This window comes from Nonomuraea sp. NPDC004580 (genome assembly GCF_040609855.1).
Taxonomy (GTDB): domain Bacteria; phylum Actinomycetota; class Actinomycetes; order Streptosporangiales; family Streptosporangiaceae; genus Nonomuraea; species Nonomuraea salmonea.
Window position 1 is genome coordinate 1 of the sequence record NZ_JBEXLH010000003.1, and the last position, 13,369, is coordinate 13,369.

11 protein-coding genes and 1 rRNA gene are annotated in these 13,369 nt (G+C 69.7%); all 12 read left to right on the top strand.

From position 1 onward, the window contains the following. Positions 1–98: 98 nt before the first annotated feature. Positions 99–215 (top strand): 5S ribosomal RNA (rrf, locus tag ABZW11_RS05245). A 312-nt stretch (positions 216–527) separates the two neighbouring features. Then, positions 528–1,820 carry a folylpolyglutamate synthase/dihydrofolate synthase family protein gene (locus ABZW11_RS05250; RefSeq protein WP_355412866.1) on the top strand — a complete coding sequence of 431 codons (1,293 nt, stop codon included), beginning with the start codon at positions 528–530 and terminating at the stop codon, positions 1,818–1,820. Continuing rightward, positions 1,817–2,155, top strand: coding sequence for a DUF4233 domain-containing protein (locus ABZW11_RS05255; RefSeq protein ID WP_345387969.1), 339 nt, complete (start codon positions 1,817–1,819; stop codon positions 2,153–2,155). Before ABZW11_RS05250 ends, ABZW11_RS05255 begins: the two co-directional genes overlap by 4 nt. Before the next feature lie 11 nt (positions 2,156–2,166). Beyond that, a complete protein-coding gene (locus ABZW11_RS05260) occupies positions 2,167–3,738 on the top strand; it encodes a hypothetical protein (RefSeq protein ID WP_355412869.1) in 1,572 nt (523 codons plus the stop codon). A gap of 131 nt (positions 3,739–3,869) precedes the next feature. After that, on the top strand, positions 3,870–4,301 hold the full coding sequence (ndk, locus tag ABZW11_RS05265; protein WP_355412871.1) for a nucleoside-diphosphate kinase: 432 nt from the start codon (positions 3,870–3,872) through the stop codon (positions 4,299–4,301). Between the two features lie 332 nt (positions 4,302–4,633). Next, on the top strand, positions 4,634–5,665 hold the full coding sequence (locus ABZW11_RS05270) for a rod shape-determining protein (protein WP_345387961.1): 1,032 nt from the start codon (positions 4,634–4,636) through the stop codon (positions 5,663–5,665). Beyond that, positions 5,665–6,543, top strand: a complete 879-nt coding sequence (gene mreC / locus ABZW11_RS05275) for a rod shape-determining protein MreC (protein ID WP_355412873.1) — start codon at positions 5,665–5,667, stop codon at positions 6,541–6,543. The genes ABZW11_RS05270 and mreC overlap by 1 nt, the downstream gene beginning before the upstream one ends. A gap of 109 nt (positions 6,544–6,652) precedes the next feature. After that, entirely contained in the window at positions 6,653–7,117 is a 465-nt protein-coding gene (mreD, locus tag ABZW11_RS05280) for a rod shape-determining protein MreD (protein ID WP_345387952.1), read from the top strand. After that, positions 7,114–9,159, top strand: a complete 2,046-nt coding sequence (gene mrdA / locus ABZW11_RS05285) for a penicillin-binding protein 2 (RefSeq protein WP_355412875.1) — start codon at positions 7,114–7,116, stop codon at positions 9,157–9,159. The genes mreD and mrdA overlap by 4 nt, the downstream gene beginning before the upstream one ends. 79 nt (positions 9,160–9,238) lie before the next feature. Then, on the top strand, positions 9,239–10,357 hold the full coding sequence (gene rodA, locus ABZW11_RS05290) for a rod shape-determining protein RodA (protein WP_355412877.1): 1,119 nt from the start codon (positions 9,239–9,241) through the stop codon (positions 10,355–10,357). A 66-nt stretch (positions 10,358–10,423) separates the two neighbouring features. Further along, the gene (locus ABZW11_RS05295) at positions 10,424–12,334 is read left to right on the top strand and encodes a TIGR03960 family B12-binding radical SAM protein (protein WP_355412879.1); all 1,911 of its coding nucleotides are present in this window, start codon (positions 10,424–10,426) and stop codon (positions 12,332–12,334) included. 138 nt (positions 12,335–12,472) lie between these two features. Then, the gene (locus ABZW11_RS05300) at positions 12,473–13,240 is read left to right on the top strand and encodes a TIGR03936 family radical SAM-associated protein (protein ID WP_355412881.1); all 768 of its coding nucleotides are present in this window, start codon (positions 12,473–12,475) and stop codon (positions 13,238–13,240) included. Positions 13,241–13,369: the final 129 nt, after the last annotated feature.

Below are 13,369 nucleotides of genomic sequence, written 5' to 3' on the forward strand. Positions count from 1 at the left end.
GAGGACTTGACCACAAAGCAAACCCTCCTGTGGGAGGGTGTCTTGCTCGCGTCCACTAGGCAATTCTGAGACAGCAAACGGTTGCTGTTTCGTAGAGTTGCGGCGGTTATGGCGGGAAGGAAACACCCGGTTACATTCCGAACCCGGAAGTTAAGCTTCCCTGCGCCGATGGTACTGCACTCGGGAGGGTGTGGGAGAGTAGGTCACCGCCGGACAATCTTTGGGGAAGGGTCTCAACGCCTTACGGGGTGTTGGGGCCCTTTCCGCATGTCCGGGGTCGTTTCGGGTGGTGCCGGCGCTTGAGGGCTGGCGAAGGTTCTCCGGGGTGTTTCGTATTCGGGGCAGTCGGCGGTTAGGCGATGTCCTGGGTGGTGCGGTGGTTGCTGTGAGGATGAAGGCTCGGGCCGAGGTAGGGGTTCGGGCCTTTTGCTTTTCGGGGACCGGGCGCGTGGGGTGGGGGCGTACGGACTGCTGTGGAGGGTCAGTAGGGTTGAGGGGTGGACTATCGTGCGGTAGAACGCGCGATCATGGATCGTGGCGTCGAGTGGGATTTCGAGCCGACGCTCGATCGGATCGCGGCCCTTCTTGACCTTCTCGGCTCGCCGCAGCGGGCGTATCCGGTCATACACATCGCCGGCACCAACGGCAAGACGAGTACGGCGCGGCTCACCGAGGCGCTGTTGCGGGAGCGCAACCTGCGGGTGGGGCGGTTCACCAGCCCGCATCTCGTGTCGATGCGCGAGCGGATCACGGTGGACGGAGAACCGCTCAGTGAGGAGCGGTTCGCGCAGGTCTATGAGGAGATCATCCCGTACGTCGAGCTGACCGACACCCAGGGGCGGCGTATCCAGTTCTTCGAGCTCCTGACGGCGATGGCGTTCGCGGCGTTCGCCGACACGCCCGTCGACGTCGCGGTGATCGAGGCCGGCATGGGCGGGTCGTGGGACGCGACGAACGTCGCGGACGGCATGGTGTCCGTCATCACACCCATCTCGCTCGACCACACCGACCGGCTCGGGCCCGACATCCCCAGCATCGCCGCCGAGAAGGCGGGCATCATCAAGCCGGGGCAGACCACGGTGCTCGCGCAGCAGGAGCTGGCGGCGGCCGAGGTGCTGATGCGGCGGGCGGCCGAGGTGGGCGCGGTGGTGGCGCGTGAGGGCTTGGAGTTCGGGGTGATGGGCCGCGAGGTGGCGATCGGCGGGCAGCTGATCACCCTGCGCGGGCTCAAGGGCGTCTATGACGACGTCTACCTCCCGCTCTACGGGGCTCACCAGGCGAGCAACGCGGCGTGCGCGCTGGCCGCCGTCGAGGCGCTGACCGGAGGTGACGATCCGCTGGACGTCGATCTGGTACGCCAGGCGTTCGCTCAGGCGTCGTCACCGGGGCGGATGGAGGTCGTGCGGCGTACGCCGACGGTGGTGATCGACGCGGCGCACAACCCCGGCGGCATGCAGGCGACGCTGGAGGGGCTGCATGAGGCGTTCGACTTCGCCAAGGTGATCGGCGTGGTCGGCGTCATGCGCGACAAGGACGTCGAGGCGCTGCTGGAGCTGCTCGAGCCGATCCTCGACGAGGTGATGCTCACGCGTAACTCCTCGCCCAGGTCCATGCCGGTGGATGAGCTCGCGGCGCTGGCCGTGCCGCTCTTCGGCGAAGACCGCGTCCACGTCGTCGAGCGGCTCGACGACGCCATCGACCAAGCCATCGGCATCGCTGACGCCGAGGGCGAGTTCAGCGGCACCGGCGTGTTCATCACCGGGTCCGTCGTCACGGCAGGCGATGCGCGGCTGCTGCTCAAAGCGGACGGAAAGTCATGAAGTTCGAGGTCACCCCAGGCATGCGCAGGCTCGGCGGCACCGTGCTCGGCATGGAGGCGATCGTGGTCGGGCTTCTTACGCCGGTGGCGATCAGCGGCGGGGTCGCGACCGGGCTCGCGGTGACGGTCGGCATTGGGCTCGCGGTGCTGTGCGTGGTCATCGCGGGCCTGCTCAAGTGGCCGTTCGGCTATGTCGCGGGAACCGTCGTGCAGGTGCTGGCGATCTGCACGGGCTTCCTCGTACCGACCATGTTCTTCCTCGGCGCGATCTTCGCCGCACTGTGGATCACGGCGATTATCGTCGCTCGCCGTGTCGAGGGCGCTACTTCCCGCTAAAGTCGGCCGGTATGGCCGTCCCCCCAGACACGCGGCCGCCGCTTCAGGCGCGCCTCAGTCGACCCTGGTCGCTCGACATCCTGCTCGGGCTCCTCATCGTGACGTCGCTGCCCCTGGCGGTGGTCGCGGTGCCCAACACGCTCTCGGTCGTCGCCGGGCTGCTGCCGGACGATCTCGACCAGGCCGGGCTCATGCGTACGCACGGGCTCGCCCTGCCTGCGCTGATGCTGGCGGTGCCGCTCGCGGTGGTGCTGATGCGGCGGGTGCCGGCGGCGCCGCTGCTGGTCGGCGCGCTCGCGCTGGTGGCGCTGTCCGACGCGGCGGGCGGTTACGCGGCGTCGGAGCTCGTCGTCGGCGTGGTGCGGGTGCTGCGCGGCGCCGGTTCCGGCGCCGTCATCGCCGTCACGCTCGCCGCCGCCTGGCACCGGGCGCCGGTCCTGCGCGGGTTGTGGGCGGGCATGTTCGCGCTCAGCCTGCTCACTGCGCAGGCGCTCGCGCTGTGGCCGCTCGACGAGGTGACCAGCTGGCGGGTGACGTTGCAACCGTATCCGCTGGTCACCGGCATCGCGCTGGCGCTGGCGGCGGTGCACCTGGTCGTGTGGCTGGTGCTCGGCAGGCCCGACGGCGACCCTCTCGAGAACGGCGAGCTGAAGCGGTTGCTGCTGGCCGTGGCGCCGGTCGCGGTGGTCGCGACTGCGGCCGTCAGCACGGCGAGCGCGGGGTGGCGGTCCGGAGCCGTCGTCCTGCTGGCGGCGCTCGCGGTGGCGGGGCTGCTGGCGTTGGCGTCCGTCGGGGGCGCGGTGCGGCGGGTGTCGGCGTACACGATGGTGGCCGTCGGCGTGGTGCTGCTGCCGAGTGCGGCTCAAATCACGCTGGTCGAGATGGGCGGGCTCGGCGGGCCGGGGCTGCGCGGGTTGTGGGTGCCCTACGCGGTGGCCGGGGTGCTCGCGATCGCGGCCGCGGTGGCGGTGCGGCTGCACGGGCTGGGTGGCGGGCGGTGGCTCGCGCCGCTGGGGCTGCTCGCCGTGGTGGGCGGGCTCTGCTCGGTACGGCTGGTGGTGCCGTCGGCCGACGGGATGGTGCTGGCGGTGCCGTTCACTCTGCTCGCCGTGGGGGCGGCGGTCGCGATCACGGCGGCGCTGCAGGACGGCGGGCTCGGTGCGGCCGTCTACGGGCTGACGCTGTGCTGCACGGGCGTGCTGACCGGGTTCCTGCTCGGCGCGGGCGTGCAGATGGCGATGCTGGACGGCGTACGGTCGCCGCAGGAACTGGTCGACGGGTTCGTGGGGGCGTTGCACTGGTGGGCGCTGATCAGCGGGTTCCTGGTGGTGGCGATCATCGTGCTGGCCTCGCTGATGGCGCGGCGGCCCGGCAAGGAGCCTGCGGTGCCGCAGGGGCCCTGTGCGGGGCCGTCCGAGCCGGGCGACGTGCTGCTCGTCAGTACGCCGGTCGACGATGACCGCGCTGACGGCGATGCGCCGCAGGTGGCGGCGCCCGTCGTGAAGTGGGGGGCGTTCGGTGGGGCGGGCAAGCCGGCGGTGCCTCCTCCTGGGCAGTCGCCCGAGGATGCCGGGTCAGGATGAGCGCCTGCCGCGGAAACGAGGGCAGGGCCGCGGTAACGGTAAGCTGAGGGCCCTGCTACGGCGGCGCGTGGGCGCGTGCCCCGCGACGCGACCTCGCGGCCAGGCGGGTGCCTGCAGCCGCGACCACACCCATGTTCGAAGGAGAACCTCACGTGTCCGAGCGCACTCTTGTCCTGATCAAGCCCGACGGGGTTAAGCGCGGCCTCATCGGTGACGTGATCGCCCGTGTGGAGCGCAAGGGCCTCAAGGTCGTGGCGATGGACCTGCGCACCCTCGACGCCGACACCGCCAAGGCGCACTACGCCGAGCACTCCGAGCGGCCGTTCTTCGGTGAGCTGGTCGAGTTCATCACCTCCGGGCCGCTCGTCGCCATGGTCCTGGAAGGCCCGCGGGCCATCGAGGCCTTCCGCGCGCTGGCCGGCGCCACCGACCCGGTCAAGTCCGCTCCCGGCACGATCCGCGGCGACCACGCCCTCGAGATCGGCGAGAACGTCGTCCACGGCTCCGACTCGCCCGAGTCGGCCGCGAGGGAGATCAAGATCTTCTTCCCGGACCGGTTCTGACCGATCCGCATCTTCGAGCCCGCGCAGTTCCGGCTGCGCGGGCTTTTCTGTCGGCGGGGCGGCGTATGGTTCTGACATCGCGAGCGCGGGGTGTTGGTGACGGGGATTTTGCCGGCGGGTTGCCGTAGGGTGCGGAGAGATCACGGGGTGGACCGCTCCAGGTTGCGATCGGATGTTGTGGTGCAATCCGGGCAAAGCTGCGGTTGAGGTAGGGGCTGGAGATTTTTGACGGGCGCGATGGCTCATTGCGCGCATCGGTGGGTACGTCACGTTACGATTCGAATTCATTCCGTAGTCACTCGCGAACGACGTTACGGAGGGCTCCGTTCCCCATGGGCAGCAAGCTCGCGTTCCTCGGCCGTGACATGGCGGTCGACCTGGGCACCGCCAACACGTTGGTCTACGTGCGTGGCCGCGGCATCGTGCTCAACGAGCCGTCAGTCGTCGCGATCAACACGGCAACCAGCAAGATCGTGGCGGTCGGCATCGAGGCGAAGCGGATGATCGGCCGCACGCCAGGCAACATCATCGCGGTCCGTCCGCTCAAGGACGGCGTGATCGCAGACTTCGACGTCACCGAACGGATGCTGCGATATTTCATCCAGCGGGTTCATCGGCGACGCCATTTCGCCAAGCCGCGCATCATCATCGCGGTGCCGAGCGGCATCACGAGCGTGGAGCAGCGGGCGGTGAAGGAGGCCGGCTACCAGGCGGGGGCCAGGAAGGTCTACATCGTCGAAGAGCCCATGGCCGCGGCCATCGGCGCCGGGCTGCCGGTGCACGAACCGACCGGCAACATGGTCGTCGACATCGGCGGTGGCACCACCGAGGTGGCCATCATCTCGATGGGCGGCGTGGTCACCAGCCAGTCGATCAGGATCGGCGGCGACGAGCTCGACCAGGCGGTGATCGCCTTCGCGAAGAAGGAGTTCTCGCTGATGCTGGGCGAGCGCACCGCCGAGGAGATCAAGATCGCCATCGGCTCCGCCTGCCCGATCGGCGAGGAGTCGCACGCGGAGGTGCGCGGGCGCGACCTGGTCAGCGGGCTGCCGAAGACCGTCATCGTGTCCAGCGAAGAGATCAGGAAGGCCACCGAGGAGCCGGTCAACGCGATCGTCGACGCGGTCAAGACCACGCTCGACAAGTGCCCGCCCGAGCTGTCCGGCGACATCATGGACCGCGGCATCGCGCTCACCGGCGGCGGCGCCCTGCTCAAGGGGCTCGACGAGCGGGTCAAGGCGGAGACGGGCATGCCGGTCCACCTGGTCGACAACGCGCTCGACTCAGTGGCCATCGGGTCGGGCAAGTGCGCGGAGGAATTCGAGGCCCTGCAGCAGGTCTTGGTTCCGGAGTCGCGGCACTGATGAGAGATTCGCGCCGTGCCCGGCTGATCCTGGGAGTGCTGCTGGCGGCGGCACTCGTCATCCTGACCGTCGACCACCGCACGGGTGACAGCTCACCGCTGCGCCCGCTGCGGGCGGCCGGCGCCTATCTGTTCGGCACGGCGGAGCAGTTCGGCAACGTGGTGGTGCGGCCTGTAGGAGCGTTCCTGCACGCGATCGTCACCGCGCCGGCCGCTCAGGAGCGCATCGAGACGCTCAAGGAGGAGAACGCGAAGCTGCGGGCCGGGCTGGTGGCGGGCAAGCTCGACGCCGATCGGTCCAAGGAGTTGAAGAAGCTGATCGGGCTGGCCGGCACCGGGGGCTACAAGATGGTCACCGGCAGCGTGATCGCGCGGCGCGGGCTGCCGGGGTTCGAGGACGCCGTGCAGATCGATGTGGGCACCAGTGACGGGGTCCGGCCGGAGATGACCGTCATCAACGGCGACGGGCTGGTGGGGCGGGTGGTGCACGCCACCTCGCGTACGTCGACAGTCGTGCTGCTCAGCGATCCCGCCTCGTCGGTGGGCGCGCGGCTCGAGGGCGGCAAGGAGATCGGCGTCGTGCACGGCGTGGGGGAGCATGGGCGGCTGGTGCAGTTCCGGCTGCTCGACTCGACGGCGCCGATGAGCAGGGGCGGGCGGATCGTCAGCTTCGGGTCACAGAACTGGCGGCCGTACGTGCCGGGGGTGCCGATCGGGGTGATCGAGCGGGTGGAGTCCACGCCCGGCGAGCTGACCCGCATCGCCTACGCGCGGCCGTATGCCGACCTGACGGCGCTCGACGTGGTCGGTGTGGTGGTGGAGGCGCCGAAGCGGGACCCGCGTGACGCGGTGCTGCCGGCGAAGGAGACGGCCCGATGACGGGGCGCCTGCACGGTCACGGGACCTGCGGAGGAGGCGGCTTGGCGGCGGGGCGTGAGCCGTTCGCGTCCGGCGGTGGCGGGGTGCGTGGTCATGGGAAGGGGGCGTGGTGATCGGCGGGTTCTCGGTGGTGCTGGCGTTGCTGGCGCAGGTGATGCTGGTCAATCGGGTGGCGTTGCCCGGTGGTGGCGCGCCTGATCTGGTGCTGCTCGCCGTCATCGGCATCGCTTTGACCAGGGGGGCCGCGCCAGGCGCTGTGCTCGGGTTCTGCACCGGGTTGCTCGTCGATGTCATGCCGCCGACCGCGCACCTCGTGGGGCAGTACGCGTTCGTGCTGGCCCTGGTCGGCTACGTCGCCGGGCGCGGCGCGGGCGGGCCGGTCACCACCGTCGTGCTGTGCGTGCTCATGGCGCCGCTGCTGGCGGCGGCCGTGGGCGGCCTGATCTCCGACCCCCGGGTGACGATGGCCACGCTGACCGAGCAGGTGCCGGTCACGATCGTCTACACGCTGCTGGTCTCGCCGATCGTGATCTGGCTGACGACGAGAGGCAGACAGGCGAGGTTCTCGACATGACCAGGATGCGGGCCCGGCTGCTGGTGCTGCATGTGATCGTGCTGACGTTGCTGGTCGTGCTGGCGATGCGGCTGTGGCAGGTGCAGGTCGTACGCGGGCAGGAGTTCGTGACGCGGGCGACCGAGACCAGGACGCGGGCGGTGATCGTGCCGGCCGTGCGCGGGCAGATCCTCGACGCCAGGGGCCGACCGCTGGTGCGCAACAAGACCGCGCTCGTCGTCTCGGTCGACAGGACCCGGCTGCTGCGGATGAAGGACGGCGGCGTGCACGTGCTGCGCAAGCTGTCGCAGGTGCTCGGCAAGCCGGTCTCCGACCTGCAGCAGCGCATCACGCCGTGCGGTCCAGGGGTGGGCAAGCCGTGCTGGACGGGGTCGCCGTACCAGCCGGTTCCGCTGGATGAGAAGGTCGACACCCGCGAGGCGCTGCAGATCCTGGAGCGGCAGGAGGAGTTCCCCGGGGTGACGGCGGAGATCCACCCCGTGCGGCAATATCCGCTGGGCAGGGCGGGCGCGCAGATGCTCGGCTACCTGCAGCCCGTCACCGAGGCCGAGCTGGAGAAGCGGGAGGGGCTCAAGGCCGCCTTCTCGGGGGTCGACCTGGCGGGGCGTGACGGGCTCGAATACGTCTACGACGACGAGCTGCGCGGCAAGGCCGGGCTGCGCAGGGTCCAGGTCGATCGCATGGGCAAGGCGCTCGGGGTCGAGGAGCAGGTCACGCCGATCCCCGGCGATCATCTGGTGACCAGCATCGACGCGCGGGTGCAGGACGTCACCGAGAAGGCGCTGAGCAAGGCCATGAAGTCGGCGCCGTCGGCGGACGGCGGGGCGGCCGTGGTGCTCGACGCCCGCACCGGCCGGGTGGTGGCGCTGGCCAGCGCGCCCAACTACGACCCGGAGATCTGGGCGGGCGGCATTTCGGCACGCGGTTACCAGTGGCTGATGTCGGAGAAGTCGGGCAAGCCGCTCGTGTCGCGGGCGATCAACGGGCAGTTCGCGCCTGGCTCGACGTTCAAGATCACTTCTGTGGCGTCGATGTTGCGGGCCGGCTACCCGATCAACGGCACCTACGGCTGCCCCGGCTCCGTCAACGTGGGCGGGCGAGCCTTCAACAACTTCCGCGGCATTCCGCTGGGCACGCTCAGCATGCACACGGCGCTGGTCAAGTCGTGCGACACGATCTTCTACAAGGCGGCCTACGAGCAATACCTCAAGGACGGCGGGCGCCATCCGAAGAAGAAGCCGAAGGAGATCTTCGCGAACACGGCCAGGGCCTTCGGGTTCGGCTCGCCGACCGGGGTCGACCTGCCTGGCGAATCGTCGGGCCGCATCCCGGACCGCACGTGGAAGAAGAACCTGTGGAACCAGACGAGCGCGATCAACTGCGAGCGGTCGCGCAGGGGCTATCCGGAGGTCAAGGACAAGGCGCGGGCGGAGTTCCTCAAGCGGCTGGCGCTGGAGAACTGCACCGAGGGCTTCCTGCTGCGGCCGGGTGACTCGGCCAACTTCTCCATCGGTCAGGGCGACGTGCTCGTCACGCCGATGCAGCTGGCCAGGGCGTACGCGGCGCTGGTGAGCGACGGCAGGGTGCGCAGCCCGCGCATCGGGTGGGCGCAGGTGCGGCCCGACGGCAAGGTCGTCCGTACGATCCCGGTGCCGGTCGTCGGCAAGCTGCCGCTGAGCGAGAAGGAACGGCTCTACATCAAGAACGCGCTCAGCCAGGTCGCCCAAGACGGCACTGCGGCGGGAGCCTTCGCCGGGTTCCCGATGAACAAGGTGCGCGTGGGCGGCAAGACCGGCACCGCGGAGGTCTGGGGCAAGCAGGACACCTCGTGGTTCGCGTCCTTCGCGCCCACGAAGAACCCGCAGTTCGTAGTCGTCGTCATGGTCTCCCAGGGCGGCATGGGCGCGCAGACGGCGGCGCCGGCGGCCAGGGAGATCTACGAGGGCATCTACGGCATCAAGCGCAAGGCCGCGGTGCCGGGCGGGCGGCTGACGACGCGGCTGCCCGGGTTCCTGCCCGACGGGACGGTGACCGGGGGATGAGCGGGGCCGGCGGTGGGGAGAGGGGGGCGGGGTGAACGCGCGTACGGTGGCGATTCGGCGGCCCTCGCTCCTGCGGCGGATGGCTCGCGAGAACTCGACCGTGCGGCGCCTCGACGGGCTGATGCTGGTCGCCGTCGCCGGGCTGTCCATCATCGGCACGCTGCTGGTGTGGTCGTCCACCAGGACGTGGGCGCCCGGGTCCACGGGACTGGTGAAGAAGCACCTGCTCAACGAGGCCATCGGCATGGTGATGTGCGGACTGGTCGCGACCATCGACCATCGTGCGATGCGGGCGTACGCGCCGCTGGTGTTCCTGCTGTCGCTGGTCGGGCTGGGGCTGGTGATCACTCCGCTGGGAGCGACGATCAACGGGTCGCACTCGTGGATCCTGCTGGGCGGCGGGTTCGCGGTGCAGCCGTCGGAGTTCGCGAAGGTCGGGCTGCTGCTCATCATCGCGATGCTGCTGGCGCAACCGGCCGAGGGCACCGACCGGCCGCGCGGGCTCGACGTCGTGCTGGCGCTCGTCGCGGCCGGCATCACGATGGGGCTGGTCATGCTCCAGCCCGACCTGGGCACGGCGATGGTGCTCGCGGTCATCACGGCGGCCGGGCTGATCATCGGGGGCGTGCGGAAACGGGTCATCGCGCTGATGGTGCTGGCCGCCGGTGGCGCGGTGTTCGCGGTGTTCTACTTCCAGATGCTGGAGCCGTACCAAGTGGCGCGGTTCACGGCGTTCGTCGATCCGAGCGTGGATCCGCGCGGGGTCGGCTACAACAGCACGCAGTCGATGATCGCCATCGGGTCGGGGCAGCTTCTGGGCAAGGGGCTGCTCGGCGGCGGGCAGACGACCGGGCGGTTCGTGCCCGAGCAGCACACCGACTTCATCTTCACGGTGGCGGGGGAGGAGTTCGGGTTCCTCGGGTCCGTCACGGTGGTGCTGCTGCTCGGGGTGGTGCTGCTGCGCGGGCTGAAGATCGCCAGGCAGTGCGAGGACCGCTTCGGGACGCTGGTCGCGGGCACGATCGTGTGCTGGTTCGCGTTCCAGGCGTTCATCAACGTGGGCATGACGATCGGGATCATGCCGATCACAGGGCTGCCGCTGCCGTTCGTCTCCTACGGTGGCACCGCCACTTTCGCGAATCTCATCGCGGTGGGGCTGCTGCAGGCCATCAAGGTGCGCAGACAGTCGTTCGAATAGCGCCCGTGACGGCGTGGCGGCCGGTGGGCGGACACGGCAGGGCTCGAGCGCCGCTACGCTTGACGTATGCCTGTCGAGTCGATTTTCCACCGCCTGGAAGCGCTGCTGCCCAAGGTGCAGAAGCCCATCCAGTACGTCGGGGGTGAGCTCAACTCGACCGTCAAGGACTGGGACTCCGCCGACGTGCGGTGGGCGTTGATGTACCCGGACGCCTACGAGGTCGGGCTGCCCAACCAGGGCGTGGCCATCCTCTACGAGATCCTCAACGAGTTGCCGGGCACGCTGGCCGAGCGCACGTACGCGGTCTGGCCCGACCTCGAGGCGCTCATGCGCGCCGAGGGCGTGCCGCAGTTCACCGTCGACGCGCACCGCCCCGTGCGGGCCTTCGACGTGCTCGGCGTGTCGTTCTCGACCGAGCTCGGCTACACCAACATGCTGACCGCGCTCGACCTGGCCGGCATTCCGCTGCGGGCCGTCGACCGCGGCGAGGACGACCCGATCGTGCTCGCGGGCGGCCACGCGGCCTTCAACCCCGAGCCGATCGCCGACTTCCTCGACGCGGCCGTGCTCGGCGACGGTGAGCAGATCTCCATCGCCATCTCCGAGGTCATCCGCGAGTGGAAGGCGGAGGGCCGGCCCGGCGGCCGTGACGAGCTGCTCATGCGGCTCGCCGAGTCGGGCGGGGTCTACGTGCCGAAGTTCTACGACGTCGAATACCACGCCGACGGCCGCATCAAGCGCGTCGCGCCCAACCGGCCCGACGTGCCCTGGCGGGTGCACAAGCACACGGTGATGGACCTCGACGAGTGGCCCTACCCGAAGAAGCCGCTCGTGCCGCTGGCCGAGACGGTGCACGAGCGGTTCAGCGTGGAGATCTTCCGCGGCTGCACGCGCGGGTGCCGGTTCTGCCAGGCGGGCATGATCACGCGTCCCGTACGCGAGCGCTCGATCACCACGATCGGCGCGATGGTCGACAACGGCATCAAGCAGTCCGGCTTCAACGAGGTCGGCCTGCTGTCGCTGTCGTCGGCCGACCACTCCGAGATCGGCGACATCGCCAAGGGCCTGGCCGACCGCTACGAAGGCAGCAACACGTCGTTGTCGCTGCCCTCGACCAGGGTCGACGCGTTCAACATCGATCTCGCCAACGAGTTCTCCAGGAACGGCAGGCGCTCGGGCCTGACGTTCGCGCCCGAGGGCGGCTCGGAGCGCATGCGCAAGGTGATCAACAAGATGGTCACAGAAGAAGACCTGATCCGCACCGTCACCACGGCCTATTCGCAGGGGTGGCGGCAGGTCAAGCTCTACTTCATGTGCGGGCTGCCCACCGAGCAGGACGAAGACGTGCTCGGCATCGCCGACCTGGCCAAAAAGGTCATCAAGGCGGGCCGCGAGACGACCGGCAGCCGCGACATCCGCTGCACGGTCTCCATCGGCGGGTTCGTCCCCAAGCCGCACACCCCGTTCCAGTGGGCCGGTCAGGCCGACCACGAGACCGTCGACCGGCGGCTCAAGGCACTGCGCGAGGCGCTGCGGAGCGACAAGGAATACGGCCGCGCGATCGGCTACCGCTACCACGACGGCAAGCCGTCCATCGTGGAGGGGCTGCTGTCGCGGGGCGACCGCAGGGTCGGGGCCGTCATCAGGGCCGTCTGGGAGGACGGCGGCCGTTTCGACGGGTGGAGCGAGCACTTCTCGTACGAGCGCTGGATGACGGCCGCCGAGCAGGTGGGCGTCGACGTCGACTGGTACACCACCCGCGAGCGCGAGGAGAACGAGGTCCTTCCGTGGGACCACCTCGACGCGGGGCTCGACCGCGAGTGGCTCTGGCAGGACTGGCAGGAGGCCGTCTCCGGCGCCGAGGTCGAGGACTGCCGCTGGACCCCGTGCTACGACTGCGGTGTCTGTCCCACCATGGGCACCGAGATCCAGATCGGCCCCACAGGGCGGAAACTCCTTCCTCTGACGGTGGTCTAGCGCGCTCAGTGGGCGAGCCGTGTCTCGGCGTACACATTCACGCGCCGGGGCGGCTTATCCTGAGACGTAGGAACTCTTACAAGGGAAGGACGACAAGCTCTGAAACCTGTTCCCGAAGGGCCTCCGCCCGCGCCCACGGTGCAGCGCCTGCGTGTGCGTTACGCCAAGCGCGGTCGCCTGCGCTTCACCAGCCACCGCGACATCTCGCGGGCCGTCGAGAGAGCGGTCCGCCGTGCCGGCATTCCGGTGGCCTACAGCGCGGGCTTCTCGCCCCGCCCGAAGATCTCCTACGCGGGCGCGGCGCCGACCGGCGTCGCCAGCGAAGCCGAATACCTCGAGATCGGTGTTACCGCGCCGTGCGACCCCGTACAGGTCAGACAGGACCTGGACGCGTCGTTGCCGCCTGGGCTCGATGTGCTCGACGTTGTGGAGGCGGGTCCGGGGGGGCTGGCCGACCGCTTGGAGGTCTCCGACTGGGAGGTGCGGCTCTACGGTGCCGATCGCGAGCTCGCCGAGGTGGCGGCGCAGAAGTTCCTCGCGGCAGGCACGGTGGAAGTCGAGCGCCTCACCAAGAAGGGCCCCCGCCGCTTCGACGCGCGGGAGGCCGTCCTGGGGCTCACGGTGTCCGAGGGAACAGCCAGAACCGCAGCTCAGGTGCGCGAGGAGCCGTGTGTCATACTGCGCATGGTTGTTCGGCACATGACGCCTGCCGTTCGACCCGACGATGTGCTCACAGGGCTGCGCCTTGTGGCCGACTTCGCGCCGCCGGTTCCCCCCGAGGTGACCAGGCTGGCGCAGGGGCCGCTCGACGCGACTACTGGTGCGCTTGCCGATCCGCTCGGCCTGGACCGCGACGACACGCGCGGCGGCGAGGCGGCGTCGGCGGGTGAGCACGTCGCCGGTTAAGGATGTGCCCGGCGCGAGCCGAGCACGACCGCTGACAGGACTTGGCGCCGGCGCGCTCGCGATGAGCGCGCCGGCGGACAACGAGACACGAGGGCTCCTGCGCGGCGCGGCGACGCGCCCGGGAGCTGA